Source organism: Actinomadura sp. NEAU-AAG7, assembly GCF_018603865.1.
GTDB lineage: Bacteria > Actinomycetota > Actinomycetes > Streptosporangiales > Streptosporangiaceae > Spirillospora > Spirillospora litoris.
Map to the genome: position 1 here is coordinate 425,208 of NZ_JAHFZY010000002.1, position 18,144 is coordinate 443,351.

Annotated in this window: 25 protein-coding genes; 18 read left to right on the forward strand and 7 right to left on the reverse strand. The window is 69.3% G+C overall.

The genetic code is table 11. From position 1 onward, the window contains the following. Window positions 1-214: 214 nt before the first annotated feature. From KLI87_RS11310 to KLI87_RS11335, 6 genes are all read right to left on the reverse strand, one after another. Entirely contained in the window at window positions 215-856 is a 642-nt protein-coding gene (locus KLI87_RS11310; protein WP_214616905.1) for a hypothetical protein, read from the reverse strand. 107 nt (window positions 857-963) lie between these two features. Beyond that, on the reverse strand, window positions 964-1,191 hold the full coding sequence (locus tag KLI87_RS11315; protein ID WP_214616906.1) for a hypothetical protein: 228 nt from the start codon (window positions 1,189-1,191) through the stop codon (window positions 964-966). 2 nt (window positions 1,192-1,193) lie between these two features. Next, a complete protein-coding gene (locus KLI87_RS11320) occupies window positions 1,194-2,030 on the reverse strand; it encodes a phosphoribosylaminoimidazolesuccinocarboxamide synthase (protein ID WP_214616907.1) in 837 nt (278 codons plus the stop codon). A 39-nt stretch (window positions 2,031-2,069) separates the two neighbouring features. Beyond that, window positions 2,070-2,504 carry an NUDIX hydrolase gene (locus tag KLI87_RS11325; protein WP_214616908.1) on the reverse strand — a complete coding sequence of 145 codons (435 nt, stop codon included), beginning with the start codon at window positions 2,502-2,504 and terminating at the stop codon, window positions 2,070-2,072. Continuing rightward, window positions 2,501-3,256 (reverse strand): protein phosphatase 2C domain-containing protein, encoded by a 756-nt coding sequence (locus tag KLI87_RS11330; protein WP_214616909.1) that lies wholly within the window; start codon window positions 3,254-3,256, stop codon window positions 2,501-2,503. Before KLI87_RS11330 ends, KLI87_RS11325 begins: the two co-directional genes overlap by 4 nt. A 130-nt stretch (window positions 3,257-3,386) precedes the next feature. Further along, window positions 3,387-4,151: a GntR family transcriptional regulator gene (locus tag KLI87_RS11335; protein ID WP_156217882.1), complete on the reverse strand. Its 765-nt coding sequence runs from the start codon at window positions 4,149-4,151 to the stop codon at window positions 3,387-3,389. Between the two features lie 154 nt (window positions 4,152-4,305). On the opposite strand from KLI87_RS11335, the gene KLI87_RS11340 reads away from it, so the two are divergent. The 18 genes from KLI87_RS11340 to KLI87_RS11425 all read left to right on the forward strand — a co-directional run bounded on the left by KLI87_RS11340 (window position 4,306) and on the right by KLI87_RS11425 (window position 16,517). After that, window positions 4,306-4,686 carry a hypothetical protein gene (locus tag KLI87_RS11340; protein WP_214616910.1) on the forward strand — a complete coding sequence of 127 codons (381 nt, stop codon included), beginning with the start codon at window positions 4,306-4,308 and terminating at the stop codon, window positions 4,684-4,686. A gap of 88 nt (window positions 4,687-4,774) precedes the next feature. Further along, complete coding sequence (locus KLI87_RS11345) at window positions 4,775-4,990, forward strand: BldC family transcriptional regulator (RefSeq protein ID WP_156217880.1); 216 nt, start codon at window positions 4,775-4,777, stop codon at window positions 4,988-4,990. Continuing rightward, window positions 4,990-5,610: a hypothetical protein gene (locus KLI87_RS11350; RefSeq protein ID WP_214616911.1), complete on the forward strand. Its 621-nt coding sequence runs from the start codon at window positions 4,990-4,992 to the stop codon at window positions 5,608-5,610. Before KLI87_RS11345 ends, KLI87_RS11350 begins: the two co-directional genes overlap by 1 nt. Then, complete coding sequence (locus tag KLI87_RS11355) at window positions 5,607-6,716, forward strand: hypothetical protein (protein ID WP_214616912.1); 1,110 nt, start codon at window positions 5,607-5,609, stop codon at window positions 6,714-6,716. Before KLI87_RS11350 ends, KLI87_RS11355 begins: the two co-directional genes overlap by 4 nt. Continuing rightward, window positions 6,716-6,985 carry a hypothetical protein gene (locus KLI87_RS11360; RefSeq protein WP_156217877.1) on the forward strand — a complete coding sequence of 90 codons (270 nt, stop codon included), beginning with the start codon at window positions 6,716-6,718 and terminating at the stop codon, window positions 6,983-6,985. Before KLI87_RS11355 ends, KLI87_RS11360 begins: the two co-directional genes overlap by 1 nt. Beyond that, complete coding sequence (locus tag KLI87_RS11365; protein WP_214616913.1) at window positions 6,982-7,431, forward strand: hypothetical protein; 450 nt, start codon at window positions 6,982-6,984, stop codon at window positions 7,429-7,431. Before KLI87_RS11360 ends, KLI87_RS11365 begins: the two co-directional genes overlap by 4 nt. Then, window positions 7,428-7,874: an ATP-binding protein gene (locus KLI87_RS11370; protein ID WP_214616914.1), complete on the forward strand. Its 447-nt coding sequence runs from the start codon at window positions 7,428-7,430 to the stop codon at window positions 7,872-7,874. The genes KLI87_RS11365 and KLI87_RS11370 overlap by 4 nt, the downstream gene beginning before the upstream one ends. A gap of 254 nt (window positions 7,875-8,128) precedes the next feature. Further along, window positions 8,129-8,893: a hypothetical protein gene (locus KLI87_RS11375; RefSeq protein WP_214616915.1), complete on the forward strand. Its 765-nt coding sequence runs from the start codon at window positions 8,129-8,131 to the stop codon at window positions 8,891-8,893. Further along, on the forward strand, window positions 8,890-9,093 hold the full coding sequence (locus KLI87_RS11380) for a hypothetical protein (RefSeq protein ID WP_214616916.1): 204 nt from the start codon (window positions 8,890-8,892) through the stop codon (window positions 9,091-9,093). Before KLI87_RS11375 ends, KLI87_RS11380 begins: the two co-directional genes overlap by 4 nt. Then, window positions 9,090-9,416, forward strand: a complete 327-nt coding sequence (locus KLI87_RS11385) for a hypothetical protein (RefSeq protein WP_156217872.1) — start codon at window positions 9,090-9,092, stop codon at window positions 9,414-9,416. Before KLI87_RS11380 ends, KLI87_RS11385 begins: the two co-directional genes overlap by 4 nt. Next, window positions 9,416-9,796, forward strand: coding sequence for a hypothetical protein (locus tag KLI87_RS11390; protein WP_214616917.1), 381 nt, complete (start codon window positions 9,416-9,418; stop codon window positions 9,794-9,796). Before KLI87_RS11385 ends, KLI87_RS11390 begins: the two co-directional genes overlap by 1 nt. 72 nt (window positions 9,797-9,868) lie before the next feature. Continuing rightward, window positions 9,869-10,246 carry a hypothetical protein gene (locus KLI87_RS11395; protein ID WP_214616918.1) on the forward strand — a complete coding sequence of 126 codons (378 nt, stop codon included), beginning with the start codon at window positions 9,869-9,871 and terminating at the stop codon, window positions 10,244-10,246. Next, window positions 10,246-12,627 (forward strand): DNA translocase FtsK, encoded by a 2,382-nt coding sequence (locus KLI87_RS11400; protein WP_214616919.1) that lies wholly within the window; start codon window positions 10,246-10,248, stop codon window positions 12,625-12,627. Before KLI87_RS11395 ends, KLI87_RS11400 begins: the two co-directional genes overlap by 1 nt. Window positions 12,628-12,900: 273 nt before the next feature. Next, the gene (locus tag KLI87_RS11405; protein ID WP_214616920.1) at window positions 12,901-14,085 is read left to right on the forward strand and encodes a hypothetical protein; all 1,185 of its coding nucleotides are present in this window, start codon (window positions 12,901-12,903) and stop codon (window positions 14,083-14,085) included. Then, window positions 14,082-14,231: a DUF3970 family protein gene (locus KLI87_RS11410; RefSeq protein WP_214616921.1), complete on the forward strand. Its 150-nt coding sequence runs from the start codon at window positions 14,082-14,084 to the stop codon at window positions 14,229-14,231. Before KLI87_RS11405 ends, KLI87_RS11410 begins: the two co-directional genes overlap by 4 nt. A gap of 76 nt (window positions 14,232-14,307) precedes the next feature. Continuing rightward, window positions 14,308-14,505, forward strand: coding sequence for an AlpA family transcriptional regulator (locus KLI87_RS11415; RefSeq protein ID WP_214616922.1), 198 nt, complete (start codon window positions 14,308-14,310; stop codon window positions 14,503-14,505). After that, window positions 14,502-15,860, forward strand: a complete 1,359-nt coding sequence (locus KLI87_RS11420) for a site-specific integrase (protein WP_214616923.1) — start codon at window positions 14,502-14,504, stop codon at window positions 15,858-15,860. Before KLI87_RS11415 ends, KLI87_RS11420 begins: the two co-directional genes overlap by 4 nt. A gap of 417 nt (window positions 15,861-16,277) precedes the next feature. After that, window positions 16,278-16,517: a hypothetical protein gene (locus KLI87_RS11425; RefSeq protein WP_156217866.1), complete on the forward strand. Its 240-nt coding sequence runs from the start codon at window positions 16,278-16,280 to the stop codon at window positions 16,515-16,517. A gap of 192 nt (window positions 16,518-16,709) precedes the next feature. Here KLI87_RS11425 and KLI87_RS11430 read toward each other — a convergent pair whose 3' ends face one another. Further along, entirely contained in the window at window positions 16,710-18,131 is a 1,422-nt protein-coding gene (locus KLI87_RS11430) for an MFS transporter (RefSeq protein ID WP_214616924.1), read from the reverse strand. Window positions 18,132-18,144 lie beyond the last annotated feature (13 nt).

Here is an 18,144-nt window from a genome sequence, read left to right on the forward strand (position 1 = left end):
TTCGCGCGGACTGTCCGTCGCGCCTGCAAACGTCCGAAGGGGTTGAGTCAATCAAGCAGGCAGCAGTTGAGCACTTTCACTGAACTTCGGGGAAGCGACAGGTGTCGAAGGACAGTGTGGCGGCTGGGGTCTGGGACGTGAGAGCTTCGAGGTCCACTTCGGCATGCTCCTCTGGAAGCAAAGCCGCAGCGTCAGCCCGCTTGGCCTGTTCTGCCTACTTCTCCAAGGCCGCAATCCTTTGGCGGAGAGCAGTCATCGTCGCTGCGAGAGTCCGACCAGCGTCCGCGACGGTGCCCTGGCGGAGCTCGGGGTAGCGGCACCTCAGCTTCGAGATCCCGCGCAGTGACCAGGCGATCTCCCATTCCATGCGCGGAAGCACGACCTCGTTACGGATGTGGTCCAGAGTTCCATCGGCGCGCACCTGGGAGCAGAGCACTGTGGTAATCGCCCAGTGTGTGCGGGCCAGCAACATGCGGGACTCTTCGTCCAGGTCCGCGGCCAGTACGTATCGCCCGTGTGCTTGACGAAGGGTCAGGTTCTGGTCGCGCCAGTACCGCGGCGTCAGGCCCCACAGGACCATGCCTGCCCCCACCAGCATTGGAAGGATGAGCAGAACCAAGAAGCCGGAGGGCTCCCAGCCAATGGCGACGGTCAGGAGTGCATCTAGTGCCACTCCGCCGGCCACGGTGGCCATAGTCTTCCCGCTGACGAGCGGAAGGCGCTGGTCCTCACCCTCAGATAGCGGGCGAAGAGATTGCAAGCTGTAGGGCTTGCCCTCGCCGTTCTCCCACTCCGTAAGCAGGGAGCGCACATCCTCGGGGAGATCAGGATCGACGACTATCCGGGGAGCGTCCACGTCGGGAGGTGTACCGGTCGCGGAGAGAGAAACCGCGCGGTGGCCGGACTAGGTCTCGACGACGACGGCCCGGCCGCGTGGCCGGGCCGTCGTGGGGTGGAGTTGCGTTATCTTGAGCGGTCGTCGCGATCGACCCACGGGTCGTCCATCGTGCGCTGCAGCGTTGCCACCGGGTCGGCGACAGGCCTGATGCCTAGGGAGCGCAGCAGCAGGGCGGCTGCTACCTGTGGGTTCGGATGATCGGGCCCTAGTGGCTTCGAGGTCTCGACATCTGCGATGCGCAGCAGTTCCTTGACCTCGCGTAGGAAGCGGTCGACGTCGTACCTGGGTTCCATAGTCACCCCTCCCAGCGCTGGCCGGTGATGCGCTCGTAGACCTCGACGTAGCGGGCTCGGGTGGCCTCGACGATGTCCTGGGGGATCTCCGGGCCGGGCGGGGTGCGGTCCCAGTCGGTGATGGTGGACGACCAGTCGCGGACGAACTGCTTGTCCATCGCGTACTGAGGGCCTCCAGGCTTCCACTGGTCGGCCGGCCAGAAGCGAGACGAGTCTGACGTCAGGATCTCGTCCGCCAGGACCAGCTCGCCGTCGGGCGCGCGGCCGAACTCCAGTTTGGTGTCGGCGATGATGACGCCGCGCTCGGCCGCCAGGTCGGCACCGCGTTGATAGACCTCCAGGGTGACCTTGCGCAGCCGTTCGGCGGTATCGGCTCCGATCTCGTTCACCACGTCGTCGTAGGTCATGAACTCGTCATGGCCTTCGGTCGCTTTGGTGGTCGGCGTGAAGATGGGCTCGGGCAGCTTGGAGCCCTCGACGAGCCCGACCGGTAGCTCGATGCCGGAGACCGCGCCGTCCCGCTCGTACTCCTTCAAGCCCAACCCGGCCAGATAGCCGCGGGCGATCCATTCCACCGGCAACATTTCGAGGCGCTGGCACCGCACCGCCCGGCCTGCCCATTCTTCCGGAACGTCAGTCGCCGAGATGACGTGGTTGGGCACCACGTCCGCGAGTTGGTCGAACCACCACAGTGATAGCTGAGTGAGGATCTTCCCCTTGTCGGGGATCTTCGTGGGGAGCACGACGTCGTAGACGCTGACCCGGTCCGACGCCACTAGAATCAGGTCGTCGCCGTCGGCGTAGACGTCTCTGACCTTGCCGCTGTGCACGAGTTCCATGGTCGGCCCTTCGATTAGTGATCTCGAATTTGCGTTGATCTATGACCTGGCCAGATTGACACCGTCGTGCTCTCGGAGGGCTGGCCGCGGATTGTCGCGGTATGCGTCGAGGATGCGGTAGGTGAAGACCTCGTTCGTCAGGTAGGCGACTTCGTCTGCAGTAGCCCAACGGAACGCGTCTGCCTCAGGGTTTGTCATCAGCGTGCCGCCGAGTACGTGGCAGCGGAAGGCCAAGGTCACGATGCCATGGGCCATGTTTTTATAGACCCCGGTGAGCGCTCCTGGTTCCACGTCAAGACCGGTCTCTTCTTTGACCTCGCGGCGCACGCCCTCGGCGAAGATCTCTCCGAGTTCGAGGACTCCGCCTGGCGGCTCCCAGCGGCCGTTCTCCAGACGTCGGATGAGGAGGGCCCGGTCTTGGTCGTCGATGACGACGCCGGCGACCGCCACTGAATGCCGTGGAAGAGCGGTCATTGCTCGTCATTCCGGGTCATGTCTGCTTGTGGGAAGACTACGAGTGCGGCTGCCTTGTCATCGTGTGTCTTTGGGCGTGGCCAGCGTTGGCGGTCCTTGTCAGTCGCCTCGGCCTCGTGGATGACGGCTAGGAGAGCCTGCAATCCGTCGTTCAGGGCGAGCGTGAGGGCGGCTGGCCACGACGGAGGAAGGCCGTAGTCGTCCACACCACAGCTGACGCCGTCGGTCATGGCTGCCACGGCGTGAACGCTGTTGATCGGCCATCGGCGGAGGATGGCGTGATGGCCGGCCTCAGGCATCGCCTCTGCTATCCAGTAGCCGCCATCGTGGTTCATGCGGGCCAGCTTCGCGGGCCGGGTCGCTCGGATGAGGTCGTCGAGCGTGTCGAAGCCCTCGGTGGTCTGGCGAGCTGCGCGCCGCAGCTCGGCGACGACGGCCTCATGGCGGCCGTCGCGTAGGACGTCCACGCCACCGTCTTGGCCGAAGACGACGATCGGACTGTCCCCGAGGACGAGGCCGTCGATGTGCTGGTCATCCCACCTGAGGATCGCCACTGTGCTGGCTGGTGATTCGCCGGGCACGAGCGAGTGCTTTGCTGAGACGTGATCGATAGCCGTAGCGAGTACATCGGGCAGGTCTGCGGAGGGATCACTGTCCAGGAGGTCGAGGATGCGCTGGCCGAGGGCATCCGGGTACCAGCCGTCTCGGGGGCCTTCTGGCCGTAGGGGGCTGACGCCGTCAAGGACGACCACCGCGTTAGACCGCGCGAAGACACGATCCTCCGAGCAGCCGTCATCGCCAGGGCGCTGCGCAGTGCAAACGCGTACCGGCACCATCACGCCTCAGCGCCCATCCAGGCGTGACGCACCATGCGCTCCCCCGTCAGTCGTTAACCGGCATGTCATAGCAGAAGACGTATCGATCACCGGCGAGGATGCCTTGCAGCACCTCAATCGGCTTGTCTCCCGAGAATGAGACCCTATGCAGTTCAGCGACTGGTGTCCCAGGCTCAAGCCGAAGCGCGCGAACTTCGTCGGGCGTCGGCATCCTGATCGCGACCTCCTCGCGTACACGCGTCAGCGGGTAGCCGAGCTCCTCAAGGACTCGGTAGCCGCCGCCTGGCCCGGTGTTCTCCTCCGTGATGCGCGTGCCCTTCACCAGGTCCAAGAGGTAGTAGCTGTCTGCTAGCTGTGACGGGTTGCCGTCGATCCAGAACCGTCGGCGCCTCACGAACAAGGGGGTGTCAGGTTCGACCTCGTACCAGCTGGCGACCCAATCTGGCGAGGGGACTTCGGCGAGCTCCAGGACCTCTTGACGCCACTTGAGTCCGAGCTCTTCGACCTCGGCCTGTAGCGGCGCCTTGCCCTGAACGCGGCGCCAACGCGCGTAGCGATCCGAGCCGACTCGGAGCACTGGCGGACGTTCGCGAACGAACACCCCGCGGCCTGGCATACCAACGACCAAGCCCTCGCCTTTTAGGTGAGATACAGCTTGCCGCGCGGTCTGTGGCGACGTGCCGTAACGCTCGACGAGCTCGCGTTCCGACGGCAGCCGAGCGCCTGGGGCCAAGACCCCGTCTCGGATCTCTTTGCGCAGGTCATCCGCAATCTGCCGTGAAGGTGACCGAGGGTCCGTCGGGTCGATCATCTCCCCATCCTACGCAACCTCACTAGCGAGGTTGTTGACCCGGATGCCGAGGGCGGGTTACGGTGCCGCCATGCTCCCCACCTCACTAGTGAGGTACCGCTCTGGTGTGGCTACTCCACCTTGGGGCGTATGGGGCGTTCGTCTGGTTTCTGCCTTGGAGGTCATCGTGAAGGGCAAGGACATCGAGGCTGGCGAGCTGTACGCCCTCAAGCCATGGCACCGGCCGGACGAGCCGCTTCGCGCGGTGCGGGCTATCCGAGCCGAGGGCGGGTCGCTCGTCTACGAGGGACGTGGCAGCGAGGAGTGGAACGGCGCGCTCTCGCGGGTCGTCGGGCTTTGGCGTCCACACGCTGAGGCACGCGACGCCGCTCGTCGAGCGGTCGAGCGGCTTACCAAGGCTCTGGAGCTTCGTTGGCCTGGCCCGCAGGGCTACAACGCGTATGCCGTCGAGTACGGCTACATGGATTTCCACGTCCAGGTGGAGTGCACAGCTCAGCAGGCCGACTGCCTCGCTGACGCGGTCAGCGCACCCTAATCACCGCAGATGAGAGCGGCTCCGGTGCTGGCACACCGGAGCCGCCGATCGGGTCGAACTGAGCCCCCTAGCGAGAGGAGATCGACCCATGCCAACCGTAGCCAAACCGTTCGAGCCGGAGCGACTGCTGACGTCCGCCGAGGTCGCGGCAGCGTTCCGCGTCGACCCGAAGACGGTCACTCGTTGGGCCCAGGCCGGCAAGCTGCCTTCCTTCAAGACCCTGGGCGGACACCGGCGCTTCCGCGAGTCGGAGGTCCGGGCGCTCCTGGCCGAGGAGTCGGCCGCGGCGGGCGGTGGTCTCTGATGGCCGCCTCTTCTAGGCCGTTCTGGGTCGATGACGTGTACGACCGTGAGTACGCCAGCGATGGTGTGTCTCGGTTCGGGGCGTACGTCCGTGACCGGCTGAGCAGCTCGTTCGCCGAGTGCTGGGAGGACTTCGGGGACTCTCCGGGTGTCCGGCTGGCCGAGTTCGCTTCGGCCTCTTGGCGGACGGCGTCGGGGCCGGTGATGGCGCCCGGGTACGTCCGCTCGCACACGCGCGTCCTTTATGCCCAGGTGCATCGCAGCGCCTGGGACGGGTCGCTGATCGGCTCGGTCAGCCTGGTCGCTCCCTGGCCGGAGCGGCTCCTGCGCTCCTACCAGTGGCAGGGGGACCTGTCCTGGCGGGACTGGCCCACCGAGCTGCGCGGGGAGGGCTATGAGTTCGTCCACCCGACCGAGGAGGACGTGACTCGGCGGCCGTTCCTGCAGGCCAGTGTCTCGCTGAGTTTTCCGGTGCCGATGCATCGGCTGCCCGCGGTTCCCGGCGGGCCGCGCGATGGCGTCGAGTGGGCCGCTCGCGCGATGGTCTCGGCGCTGGTCGCGGAGCTGAACGCTCTGGTCGGGCCGGTGCTGGAGGAGCTGGACGGGGGGCGGCTGCGATGACGAGCAAGGCCGCCAAGCTCAAGGCCGCTGCGGACGCGGCTGCGCAGGTGCGGGCCTACCAGACCGATCCGGACGTGGTGGCGCTGCGTGTGGAGCGGGTGCGGGGCTGGGTGGACCGGCTGATCTGGACCGGGATGGTTCTGGGGCTGCTGTTCACCATGGCCAACGTCGCGCGCTTCGCTGCGGACGGGGCGCCGCTGGGGTCGCTGGTGTGGGTCACGGCGTGGCTGCTGGATCCGATGGTGTCGCTGGTCCTGATCGGGGTGTTGATGGGTGAGCAGCTCATCAACCGGCATGGTCTGGACGCTGGCCGTTGGGTCCGGACGACCAAGTGGGTCGCGTTGGGCTGCACGTATGCGATGAACACCTGGTCGGCGTGGGCCGCGCTGGATCCGGCGGCGATCCTGCTGCACTCGGTACCGCCGGCGATGGTGTTCTGCGCGGCCGAGGCCGTGGTGACGATCCGGCAGCGGATCACCGAGGCGGTCACCGTCGCGCACCGCCAGGCCGCCGAGCGCGCGGCCGCGTTGCGGGCGATGGCGCCTGAGCCGCCCGCCCGGACTCTGGCCGCGGTCCCGTCCGCACGCACGGGTGGAGATGGTGTGGAGGGTTCCGCGAACGGTGTTCCGCACGGTGGCGTGCGGGGCCCGCATCGGCCGGTCGCACCGGTCCGCACGGCGCGGGGTGCGGACGCGGGTTCGTCCGTTCCGCGTCTGGTTCGTGGGATGCGCGGGGCCGCGCCGGGCGCCGGTGAGCCGGTCGACCGGGAGGCGGTCGTGGCGGAGCTGACCAGCGAGATCCTCGCTGCCGTCGAGGCCGGTGGGAAGTGGTCTCCGGACTATCGGGCGCTGATGGCCCGGACCGGTCGCAAGCGCCGGTGGTGTGAGGGCGTGGTGTCGCAGGCCCGCAACACCGCGCTCCGCACGGGTTCCGGTGGTGATGAGGCGCCCGCACGGTCTGACGGGTTCGTCTCGGCGCACATGGACGGGCCGGGGCGGACCGAGGCCGATTCTGCGGATGAGGATGCCGCCTCGCAGAGCGCGGGCCGCGCGGAGCGCGTGGAGGCGGAACCGGCGCTGGCCGGTGCGGGCGGGGGTGAGTGGTGATGGCGACGACCCTGCACACCTCTCAGACGGAGGCCTCGCTTCGGCAGGAATTGGCGCTGGTGAACGTCGAGTACGCCGAGCTGCTGGCGCACGTGCGCGCGGCGGTGGCCGCCGCCCGTGATGGCGAACTGGACCCGCTCGTGCACCTGGCCGGGTTCCTGGAGGAGCGCGGGCAGCTTCCGCCCGACGGGGTGTCGGCCTCGCGGCTGGTCGCCGAGGCGTTCGCTCGCACGGCCGAGGTCGACCGGCAGTTCGGAGGTGCGCTGTGACGCACGACAGCGAGTTCTTCGACTGGCAGGCCGCTCTGTCGGACGACCTGGCGCACGCGCTCGCGCACGGTGCCGAGTGTGCGCTGACCGATGCCGCCTCCGATGTCGGGGCGATGAGCCCGGGTGAGCATGCGCTGGTCGGGATCGGGTTCGCCGTGCTGGCCGTCCGCGCGCAACTGGCGCAGACCGGTTCGGAGGTGGCCGACCAGCTCAGCGCTATGGCGGACGACATGCGCGAGCTGACCGACACCATCACCGCAGTCCGGCGGCCTTGGTGGCGGCGGCTGACCAGCAGGTTCCGCCCGCGCATACGACTGTCCGCGCCGCGGAGCGAGGTGAGTGGCAACGAGGGCCAGGCCGCCGCGCCGGGCAGTGTCGAGCCCGGTACTGCCGCGCCGAGGTTGGCGTCGGTGACGCCTCTGCATCGGGACGGGGGCCGGTCATGATGCCGGAGCGTTTCGTGGCCGCGTTCGCCGGTGACGACGTGCGGACGGTGGCCGAGGCGCGGCGCTGGGCCCGGCGGACTCTGACCGCCTCTGGGCTGGCCGAGGACACGGTGTGCGATGCGCTGACGTGCGTGTCGGAGCTGGCCACCAATGCCGCCCGGCACACCCGCTCGGGCGACCAGGGCGGCACGTACCAGGTCGTCCTTCAGGTGCACAGCGACCATGCGCACGTCGAGGTGGTCGACCAGGGCGCCGCGCACGCTCCTGACGTCCGGCTCGGCGGAGGCGAGTCCGGGCGAGGGCTGTGGATCTGCGCCCAACTCGGCGCGCTGAGCCTTGTCTGCACCGGCGGCGGCCGCCGCATCTGGGTCGATCTTCCCCGCCCGGTCGGAGCTGCCGTGTCGAGCCCGTCGGCGCACATCACTGATGGGAGCGCGGACTGATGGCGTCCCGCGAGCACGGCGGCTGGCATCGGTGTGCGGGCTCTGGCCCGCGGATACCGGCACGTGCCGGAACGCGCAAAAGGTGCACCCGTACTCGCCGGGCTCGCGCTGCCGCCGCCACCCGTCCGCCGTGCTCGCGGGGCTCCTGGAGCCGAACCACCTGCCGCTGCGTCCTGCGCGGCCCGGGTCTGCTCAGCGCCCCCACCCCACCACGACTTGATCTTTCTCCCTCTCCCTTTGAGGAGGTCACCCCCATGCTCTTCCTTCCCACGATCATCACGAGCCGTCTGGCGCGCAGAGCGGCCCGGCGCAGCTACATTGACTGGTCCGGCGCGCTGAGCGAGACGCTCGGCGACCTCTCGCGCACCAGCGACCGGGATCGCCGCGCGATCTTGATCGAGTTCGCCGCCGACGCCACTGGCGAGCTGAGCCGACTGCACACCGAGTGCTGGGGCCGCGAGGAGGACGCCGACGGCCGCCCGATGGCGGTGTCCCTGTCCACCGCGGCGTCGCTGCTGCGGATGGCCGCCGCGACCGAACGCGCGGTGATCGGCGCGTTCCCGGAGTGGATCGGCTGGGACCACGCCACCATCGACCGGGCGCCGGAGTTGCGCGAGTGGACGCTGCTGACTGCGACCGCCGAGCCCGCGCAGCGCGCCATCCACCTGCGGAACCTGGCCGCCTTGGTCGCCGAGCACATCGACCCGACTGCGGCCGAGGCCCTGACTCGACTCGCTGTCAGCGAAGAGCGCCTGGCGGCCGCGGACGGCGGCTGGCGTGAGCCGTGGTTCCTGCCGCCGCGGCTGGCGGTGTTGACCGTGTTCTGCCTGCTCGCCGCCACGGTGGGGGTCCCTGGGCTGGCCGGTGGGGAGCGGCTCGGGCTGGGGGTGGCCGTCCTGGTCGGCGCGTATGCCGCGCTGTGGCTGGCCGACCGCCGCACCGACAATCCGAACGGCTCCTCGGCCGGGCGCCGCTGCGACAGCGCTCCGGTCGCCGACCACGAGGAGCCGGGCCAGTGAGCGCGCGGACCAAATACCCGACGCGACGCTCACTCAGCGCGGCTGTGCTGCTGTTCATGGTGGTGTTCCCGGCCGTGTGGACGGCGTTGACGGTGTGGACGGGCATGTACGGCGACGCCAAGTGCCTGGTCTCAGCCCTGGCGGCGGGATGGGCCGCACACCGCTTCCGGCGCCCTTTCACCGACCGGGGGCGGCTATGAGCGGCACCGTCCCCGGCCGGGGCACCGAAGGCCGCGCTGACCTGTCGACCCATTTCCGGCTCCTGCCACCGCCCGAGCCGGGGATATGGGAGCGCTTCGGCCCCTTCCTGCGCGGCGCGTGGGCGGTGCTGGTTCTGCTGGCGACCGCACTCGACGCGCTGATCACCGCGTTCGTCGGCACCGGGCCGCTGGCGCCCCGGATGCGCAGGGTCGGCCAGGTCCTCGGCGATGAGTTCCGGGCGGGCCGGGCCGGAGCGGTCGAGGCCGAGGTCATCGAGGACGACGTCCGGGACGACCGGACGTCCCGCCGAAGGAGCGCCTGATGGCACACCGCAAGATCACCGAACTGGCGAACGTCGAGTTCGAGGGCCGCTTGGGGGAGGCGTTCCAGAGCTACGGCAAGCAACTGGAGTCGCTGGCCAACCGGTGGAAGTTCGAGCTGGGAGCCGCCACGACCGACTCGCGGGCGGCGATGGAGGGGCTGCGCGGACATCTCCTGCTGTTCGGGCTGGACTCACGCGTCCGGGCTCGGCGCGTGGCCAAGCGGCTGCAGCGGGCCCAGGACCTGGCCGCCGGGCTGGCCGAGCAGGGCGAGAAATTCCACCGCGCCTACCGCCGCCAATTCTCCGATGCCGCGCACCGCGAGGACGTCGAGAAGGCCATCGAGGACGCCGAGAAGGACGCCGAGGCGGCCGAAGAGTGATCACACGCCGCGGGGAGTCGTCCACCCGGCCGACTCCCCGGGCTGTCACACCGCTATCTGAGGAGGTCAGTCATGGGAACCGGTGAACAGATGATCGACCGGATCGGCGACATCGAGTTCCGCGGCAAGGTCGGCAAGCATGTCGCCGAGTACGCGAGGGCGACCCAGCGGTTCGGCCATGACCTGGCCTACGAGCTGGACAACGCCGCCGCTGCCGCCGAAGCCGCGATGAAGCAGTTGGAGGGACATCCGCTGCTGTTCGGCCTCGACGTCAAGCTGCAGGCCGCTCGGGTCGCCGGGAAGTTGCGCAAGGCCAGCGAGTTGGCGCTGGCCATCAGCGCCGAGTCGGTGAAGTTCCACGTCCAGTACCGCCAGGAGTTCCTCGCCGTCGGCCCCGCAGACGTGCGCGGCCGACGCGGCGGCCGCTACACCGGAAGGGTCGATCTGTGATGGCGCGCAAGACCCCGACTCTGCAGATCGCGCAGGACGCGACCATGGAGCGCATCGCCGTCTCAGCGGTGTCGAAGGTGGGCGTCCTCGTCCCGCCGTGGATCCTGCTGGGCCTGCTGACCATCGCCGCGACGATCGCGCACGCCGCCTGGGGCGCACCGCCGGCGGTGACATGGGCGACCATGGCCGGAACCCTGTCCACCGTCACCCTCACGGGCCTGACCTGGGCCGTCTCCCACCAGCGCGGCCTGCTGGGCCGCACCCATTCGACGCTGACGACCTTCGGCGCGGGGCTGTGGTTCACCATCGCCACCATCACCGGCATCACCCAGCAGGTCACGCTCATGCTGCTGGCCTTCGGCGGTGCCACGCTGGCCATCGGGTGGAACATCCGCGCCGTCATCCGGCAGACGCCATCGGACGCCGCGCACAGCGGTGACCCGCTGGCGACGCTGTTCGACCAGGCCAAAGCCTCGTTCGGGCTCAAGGGCGCCAAGGTCCGCACCACCGAGGTCACCGAGCACAAGGTCAAGGGCAAGATGGCGCTGCCCGCCGGTGAGAAGACCGCAGAGGACGCGATCAAGAACACCGACCACATGGAGTCGGGCATGAAGCTGCCGCCCGGCAGCGTGATCGTCGCCCAAGACGAGGACGACGCCTCCCAGGCGCACATCACCTTCTCCGACCCCCGCCGGATCAAGCAGCCGATCGCCTGGCCCGGGCCGTCCCGCCCAGGCGCATCGGTGGGCGAACCGCTGCGGATCGCCGTCTACCAGGACGGCGACTACGTCGAGCACCGCTTCACCGGCCACCACCTGCAGGTCATGGGCCGGACAGGGTCCGGCAAGTCGATCGGTGGGGCGTGGAACTACGTCGCCGAGATCATCACTCGCCGCGACGCCGCGGTGTTCTGCATCGACGTCTCCAAAGACGACCAGACCATGGGGCCGCTCCGTCCAGCGCTGCACCGGTTCGAGACCACCAAGGCCGGCGCCGTCGACCTGATCCGCAAGATGCACGCCGAGATCCCCGAGCGGACCAAGTGGCTGGCCGCCCGCGGCTACCAGGCGTGGGAGCCCGGTTGCGGGTTGACCTACTGGTATCTGCACATCGAAGAGGTCGCCAAGCTGTTCAGCGAGCTGTCCGGCGAGGACGCCGAGAAGCTGGAGGAGATCGTCAAGGAGATCCGCTCGGCGGGCGGGTCGCTGTTCCTGAGCCTGCAGCGCGCCGACTACACCCAGATCCCCACCCTGATCCGCTCCCAGATGGCCAAGATGTGCTTCGGCCTCTCCGACCCCGAGGACGTCAAGTACGGCGTCTCGGCACGTCAGCGCAAGGCCGGAGTGCACCCGCACGAGTGGGAGGACTTCTACCCCGGCATGGCCTACCTGGACGCCAAGTCCATCCGGCCCACCCACTACGCCATGCCACTGCGCACCTTCTCCTGGGGCAAGACCAACAACGCCGCCAACACCGCGATGCGCGCACACGCCGCCGCCTACCCCGCCAGCGACCGCCCCGGAGACGAGTTCACCCAGCGCTTGGCCGCCCCCTCCGGCGCCACAGCGTCCGGCCCGGCAGACGGCAAGGCAATCCCGATGCCCGCTGCCGCCACTGCGGCCGCCGCCCCCTCCGGCCGTTGGGCTGATGCCCAGTGGGAGGACGACAACGAGGGCCAGGCCGCCACCGTCGACGGCCACAACGACGAACCGAGCGACCGTCCTACCGAGGCACGCGACGACTTCGGCGAGCTCCTCGGCGACGCAGCCGAGCTGGTCATTAGCACACAGTTCGCCTCGGCGGCGATGCTGCAGCGCAAGCTCCGTCTGTCCCACGTCCAGAGCCTGCGCGTCCTGGAAGCCCTGGAGCGCAAGGGCATCATCGGCCCCCGCAAAGGCACCGACGACAGCAGGCGAGTACTGGTACCGGCCGACGACGCCCAGGCGGCCCAGGCCGTAGTCGAGAGGCTCCGCCGCGAAGGCGACGCGGTCAGCGAGTACCTGCGCACCGACGACCCGGACCCGAGCGTGACCGCCGGGCCCAAGGACCCGATCCACCTCACCGACGAGGAGGCCGAGCGCTTCCAGACCTCCGAGGACGGCCGACCGCAGCGACAGATGCCGCCGGACGAAGCGTTCGGCCTGGTCTGCGACTGGCTCCGCCATCGCCACGCCATCGGGCAACCGACCTTCACCGCCGGTGAGGACGAACTGCACACCATCCGCACCAAGGCCGGACGCAAGCGACCCTGGATCTACAAGGCCCTCAAGCGGCTGGTCGACGACGGCGTCCTCACCAAGAACGAAACAGGATCAGCCACCACGTTCACCATCGCCGACTTGACTCCCTTGGACGACCCCGGCCTCGGCCGCGCCGCGTGAACGCCCACACGCGGGTCCGCGGCGCGGCCATCCTGCGCCCTCGCGCACATACGGCTGCGCGTGGGAGCGTCCGCGCCCGCCCGGATGATCTTGTCACGCGGGCGTCACGCCCACCTGTCACGCAGGTGTCACGGGCGCGGTGTCACGGGTGTTACGCGCCCTCTGACCTGTAACTCCCTCCCCCAGCCCCCGCCCGTGACACCGGCGCTGTCACGGCGAGCAGGACCCCGCCGGACTTGACCACAACGCCACCAGCGAAAGACGCAGCGACCGATGACCTACTTGGCACCACGCACGACAAAGACGTACGACCGCGTCGCCCCCGCTGCCGGGCACACGCCGCACATCAACGCCACGACCGGCGAACTGCGCCACCGCGATCTTCCCCCGCTCGTCATGCTGGCCCCGCGCGCCGCCAAGCTCGGGGACGTCCTGATCGGGGACGAGAGCCGCAACCTCGTGACCGTCGACGACGCACGCCGGGTCCTGATCAGTGACGCCTACACCACGATCACCGACCAGGTGTACGAGATCCCCATCAGGGTCACCATTGACCAGCTCACCGCCGACCAGAAGGCGACGCTGGCCCAGGTCGCCCCGCGCACCCCGGCCGTGCGCGAGAACGCAGGACGGTACTCCTGCGCGGACGGGTGGGTGGTGACAGGGCACCGGCCGGTCGCCGAGATCCTGGGCCCGCAAGCGGAGCAGCTCATCACCCTGGCAGCGGCGATGAAGGCCGCCCCAACGCACGATCCGACGGCCCTCCGCTACGACCACTACCGCGCCGCGATGAAGACGGCCTACCTGGACGCCGCCTTGGCCGCGCTGGTGGCCGTCGGCGCCGATGTCCAGTGGTGGCGCTCTCAAGCCACCTGCGCAGATGGCGGCGAATTGGTGGCGCTGGCCGCAAGAGACCTGATCGGCACCGTCCCAGGCTGGAGCACCACCGCCTACCGCGCCCTCATGACCCCGTGGGTCACCACCCACGGGGCCGGGCTCTGGCCCCACCCCGACGACCCACCGGACGAAGGCGGCAAGCCCCGGCCCGTGACGACCGACCGCCGTCACCGCACCGGACACCAGAAGGGAACACCTCTCATGCCCCACCCTGACGCTCAGCCCGCCGATGAAACGACGCCGCACACCCTCACCGAGCCCGGCGCTGTAGTCGCCGAGCACATCCGGAAGCACTTCCCGGTCGAGGAGGAACGGCACCGCCAGGTCCTCGCGCTCGCCGAGGAGGTCGGCGAGTTCGTCGGCGCCTACCGCCGCTGGGCCGGCATGGCCCGCCGCACCGGCGACTTTACCGACGTCCAGGACGAGCTGGCCGACGTCGTCATCACGGCCTACGTCACCGCCCACGTCCTGAACATCGACCTCGACGCCGCCTGGCGCGCCAAGGCCAGGCACATCCTCACTCGCGGCTGGCGAGACCGCCCGGACGGAGACATGCCATGAAGGTCCGCCTGATGGGCCTGCCGGACGAGGTCGACCAGGCCACCGAACGCCTCAAGCAGCTCTTCGACGTCATCGACATCTCGGCCCACCGGCCGCTGCGTGGCCAGAGCCGTCAGGTCTTCGTCTACATCGAGATCCACCTCTAACAGGCGGTCCCGGCGCCAACACCGCCAAGCATCCGCGCCGGGACCGCGTGCCCCTACCGAAAGGAGCACCCCCACCATGGCACGTCGCACGGGTCCGGGGTGGCTCACCGTCCCGGAAATCCTCGAAGAGCTGGCGATTCCCCGCCGCACGTGGCAGCGCTGGCACGCCCTCGGCCGAACGCCCAAGCCCATGGTCAGGCTCCCCAATGGGGAGTACCGGGTCCGCAGGTCCGTCTTCGACGCGTGGCTCGCCGACCACGAGGTCGGCGCGTGAAGTCCTACGACGTCAAGTTCTGGAAGATCAAGCGGAACGCGTCCAGCAAGCTGCCCTCATACGTCGTGCGGTGGGTCGTCGGTGGCGAGAAGCAGTCCACCACGATCCGCGGCTCGGAACTGGCGAAGAACTACTTGTCCGATCTTCGGCAGGCCGCCAAGCGGGGCGAGTGGTTCGACACGGTGACCGGGCTGCCGGAATCCATGCTCAAGGCCAAGAACGCGCGCACTTGGCTGGAGTTCGCGACCGCCTACGTCCGTATCAGGTGGCCGCATCAGGCTGCCACGTCCCGACAAGCCACCACCGAGTCACTGACCGCGGTCACACCCGTGCTGGTGACCGACCGCAGAGGCCGTCCCAGTGTCGACGTCCTGCGCCGGACGCTCCGCGATCACGTGTTCCTCCCAGAGGATCGCTGCGCCGAGCCGGACCCTGAAGGCGCCGCAGCGCTGCGATGGCTTGAGGAAGCCTCGCTGCCGATGAGAGACCTGGAAGAGCCGCGCCACGCTCGTGCCGCAGTGGAGGCGCTCGCAGTCCTTCTCGACGGAAAGGCGGCCGCGACGTCGACCTTCCGGCGTAAGCGGGCAGTCTTCCACCACGCTCTCGAATACGCCGTCGAACTCGGTGAGCTGACGGCCAATCCCCTGGATCGGATCAAGTGGAAGCCGACCAGGCAGAGCAACGCCGTCGATCGACGAGTCGTGGTCAATCCCCGTCAAGCCCGCGAGCTCCTGACGGCCGTGAGCTACGTCGGTCGCACTCGCGGCCCCAAGCTGGTCGCGATGTTCGCGTGCATGTACTTCGCCGCCCTGCGTCCAGCAGAGGCGGCGGGCCTGCGTGAACGAGACTGCCTCCTGCCGGAGGAGGGCTGGGGCCAGGTCACCGTCACCAAGACCAGACCCCAAGCCAACAAGCGGTACACCGACTCGCGCCGGACCTTCGACGAACGGGGCCTGAAGCACCGCGAGGAGGACGAGGACCGGCCCGTCCCGATCCCGCCCGAGCTGGTCGCGATCCTGCGGGCCCACATCGAGACCTTCGGCACGGCCCCCGACGGTCGGCTGTTCTACACGCGAGGTGGCGGTACGTTCTCGGGATCGGCGTACGCCACCGTGTGGAGGGAAGCGCGCACGTACGCGCTCCTTCCCGCCCAGGTCGAGTCCCCGCTGGCAGGACGGCCGTACGACCTCCGGCACGCGAGCGTGTCGACCTGGCTCAACGCCGGCGTCCATGCCCCCGAGGTCGCCGAGCGCGCCGGACACAGCGTCGAGGTGCTGCTGCGCGTCTACGCCAAGTGCATCGACGGCCAGCGCGACGTCGCCAACCAACGCATCGAAAAGGCCCTCTCCGAGTGAACGACAACAGGACGCCACGGAATGAGCGCGGAATGATCATCGCGACTGGCCACCACCGGCGGGATTCCGACGCAGGTCAGAGGAGGTATAGAAGCGTGGATCAGGACCGGTCTTCTAAACCGACGGTCGCGGGTTCGAATCCTGCCGGGCGCGCCACCCCCACCTGCATAGACTCCTCATCGCATCCGGCGACAAAGGGCGACCACGCCGCCACGAACCTGCGTCCACGCGGCCCCGGAGGATGCTCGACCAAGTTCTCCCGTTCCACCGCCTCGGCCGCGCGCCGGACATGGGTGTACCGGTCCGTGGCGTGCCCGAGGTGGACCGCGACCTTCTTGATGGCGATGTCCGCCTCCACATGTGGCGGGCGTGTTGTGGCATTGAGTGACGCTACCTCGTGCCGGTACTCTGTGTCGCATGACGCCTGAGGAAGCCGACGCCCGAGTGGAACTCGCCGAGACCAGGTACCTCCAAGCCAAAGAGGAAGCCGACACCCGCCTGAACGACCTCTTCTCCGCCTACGTGGACGCCGCCAACGCCGGCCGTACCGCCGACCAACTCGCCAAACCCGAGACCTTCACCGCCGGCTACATCCGCAAGAAGCTCCGCGAACGCGGCGTGGAGCGCCGCAAGGGCGGGCCCAAGCCGAGGCCGTGAGGCGCTCCACTCTCGTTCGGACTGCTGCGCCGCTGGTAGCTGACGCTCCCGCCCGTCTCGCGGTTCGCTTGTGCGGCACGGATCTGTCTCGGCGTCTGCTTCTTCCGGCCCTTCGAGGACGGCAACTCCCTGGACAGGTTGTGCCGCCCAGGCTGGTGGCCTGGGCGGCGGGTCCGGTACAGCCGATCATGCCTAGACGCTCTCCTTCACGGGCTCGTCCGCGTCCGCCGGGGCGGTGGGGGTTCGCAGGGTGACCAGGGCCAGGACGGCGCCCGCCAGGGCGACGGCGGCGGCGCCGACGAAGGCGGCCTGGAAGCCGTCGGTCAGGCTGGGCAGGTCGCCGAGCCTGTCCGCGCCCTGCGAGGTGGCGACGGCGGTCATCGCCGCCAGCCCGATCGCCGAGCCGACCTGGTAGGTGGTGTTGACGATGCCGGACGCCAGTCCGGCCTGCTCGGGTGCGACGCCGCCCAGCGCCGCCATCGTGGCGGGGATGAACACCAGCGACATGCCGACCGCCGAGATCAGCGACCCGGGCAGCACGTCGGTGACGAAGCCTCCGCCCGCGTCGATCGTCGACAGGACGGCCAGGCCGCCCGCGAGGACCACGAGGCCGGTGACGATGAGCGGCTTGGTGCCGAACCGGGCGATGAGCCGTCCGGTGACGCCGACCATCAGCACCATCATCAGCGCCGTCATCGGAAGCAGGGCCGCGCCGCTCGGGAACGCTCCGTAGCCCAGGACCTGCTGGAGGTAGAGGTTGAGGAAGTACCACATCGGGATCCAGGCGGCGCCCAGGAGTGTCATCGCCACGTTGGCGCCGGCCAGGTTCGGGGTGCGCCACACCGACAGCGGCATCAGCGGGCTGCGGGTGATCCGCTGGACGCCGACGAACGCGGCCAGCAGCAGGACGGCGCCGCCGAGTTGAAGGGCGGTCGCCGGGGCGTCCCAGCCCCGCCCGGGCGCCTGGACGATCGCGTAGACGGCGAGGGCCAGCCCGGCCGTGACGGCGAGCGCGCCCAGCACGTCCAGGCCGGTGCGGCGGCCGGGGACGTTCGGCAGGACGGCCGGAACCGCGGCCAGCGTGGCCAGGCCGATCGGGATGTAGATGATGAACACCCAGGGCCAGCTCAGCCACTCGGTGATGACGCCGCCGAGGAACACGCCGGCGGTGCCGCCCGCCGGGGCCGCGGCGCCGTAGAAGGCCATCGCCTTGGCCAGTTCCCTGGGCCGCGCCGAGAACAGGACCATCAGCAGCGTCAGCGCCGACGGCGCGATCAGCGCGGAGCCGACGCCCTGGACCGCGCGGCCGATGATCTCGGCCTCGGCGCCCGTGGCGGCCGCCGCGACCACCGAGCCGCCGATCAGCACCGTCCACCCCGCCGCGAAGACGCGCCGCGCCCCGAACAGGTCCGACAGCTTGCCGCCGAGCAGCAGCAGACCCCCGAGCGCGACGACGTAGGCGTTGAACACCCACTGGAGGCCGCCCTGGGAGAAGCCGAGGTCGCGCTGCATGTCGGGAAGCGCGACCCCGATGATCGAGGTGTCCATGATGACCATGAACTGGGCGGTGGCGAGCACGGCGAGCGCCCACCAGCGCCTCGGATCTGCGGACATGAGGGTTCACCCT

Bases quoted from the DNA above. Each gene is read 5' to 3' on its own strand.
- KLI87_RS11315 (WP_214616906.1), bottom strand. From the start codon at position 1,191: ATGGAACCCAGGTACGACGTCGACCGCTTCCTACGCGAGGTCAAGGAA.
- KLI87_RS11320 (WP_214616907.1), bottom strand. From the start codon at position 2,030: ATGGAACTCGTGCACAGCGGCAAGGTCAGAGACGTCTACGCCGACGGC.
- KLI87_RS11325 (WP_214616908.1), bottom strand. From the start codon at position 2,504: ATGACCGCTCTTCCACGGCATTCAGTGGCGGTCGCCGGCGTCGTCATC.
- KLI87_RS11335 (WP_156217882.1), bottom strand. From the start codon at position 4,151: ATGATCGACCCGACGGACCCTCGGTCACCTTCACGGCAGATTGCGGAT.
- KLI87_RS11345 (WP_156217880.1), top strand. From the start codon at position 4,775: ATGCCAACCGTAGCCAAACCGTTCGAGCCGGAGCGACTGCTGACGTCC.
- KLI87_RS11350 (WP_214616911.1), top strand. From the start codon at position 4,990: ATGGCCGCCTCTTCTAGGCCGTTCTGGGTCGATGACGTGTACGACCGT.
- KLI87_RS11355 (WP_214616912.1), top strand. From the start codon at position 5,607: ATGACGAGCAAGGCCGCCAAGCTCAAGGCCGCTGCGGACGCGGCTGCG.
- KLI87_RS11360 (WP_156217877.1), top strand. From the start codon at position 6,716: ATGGCGACGACCCTGCACACCTCTCAGACGGAGGCCTCGCTTCGGCAG.
- KLI87_RS11370 (WP_214616914.1), top strand. From the start codon at position 7,428: ATGATGCCGGAGCGTTTCGTGGCCGCGTTCGCCGGTGACGACGTGCGG.
- KLI87_RS11375 (WP_214616915.1), top strand. From the start codon at position 8,129: ATGCTCTTCCTTCCCACGATCATCACGAGCCGTCTGGCGCGCAGAGCG.
- KLI87_RS11385 (WP_156217872.1), top strand. From the start codon at position 9,090: ATGAGCGGCACCGTCCCCGGCCGGGGCACCGAAGGCCGCGCTGACCTG.
- KLI87_RS11390 (WP_214616917.1), top strand. From the start codon at position 9,416: ATGGCACACCGCAAGATCACCGAACTGGCGAACGTCGAGTTCGAGGGC.
- KLI87_RS11395 (WP_214616918.1), top strand. From the start codon at position 9,869: ATGGGAACCGGTGAACAGATGATCGACCGGATCGGCGACATCGAGTTC.
- KLI87_RS11400 (WP_214616919.1), top strand. From the start codon at position 10,246: ATGGCGCGCAAGACCCCGACTCTGCAGATCGCGCAGGACGCGACCATG.
- KLI87_RS11405 (WP_214616920.1), top strand. From the start codon at position 12,901: ATGACCTACTTGGCACCACGCACGACAAAGACGTACGACCGCGTCGCC.
- KLI87_RS11410 (WP_214616921.1), top strand. From the start codon at position 14,082: ATGAAGGTCCGCCTGATGGGCCTGCCGGACGAGGTCGACCAGGCCACC.
- KLI87_RS11415 (WP_214616922.1), top strand. From the start codon at position 14,308: ATGGCACGTCGCACGGGTCCGGGGTGGCTCACCGTCCCGGAAATCCTC.
- KLI87_RS11425 (WP_156217866.1), top strand. From the start codon at position 16,278: ATGACGCCTGAGGAAGCCGACGCCCGAGTGGAACTCGCCGAGACCAGG.
- KLI87_RS11430 (WP_214616924.1), bottom strand. From the start codon at position 18,131: ATGTCCGCAGATCCGAGGCGCTGGTGGGCGCTCGCCGTGCTCGCCACC.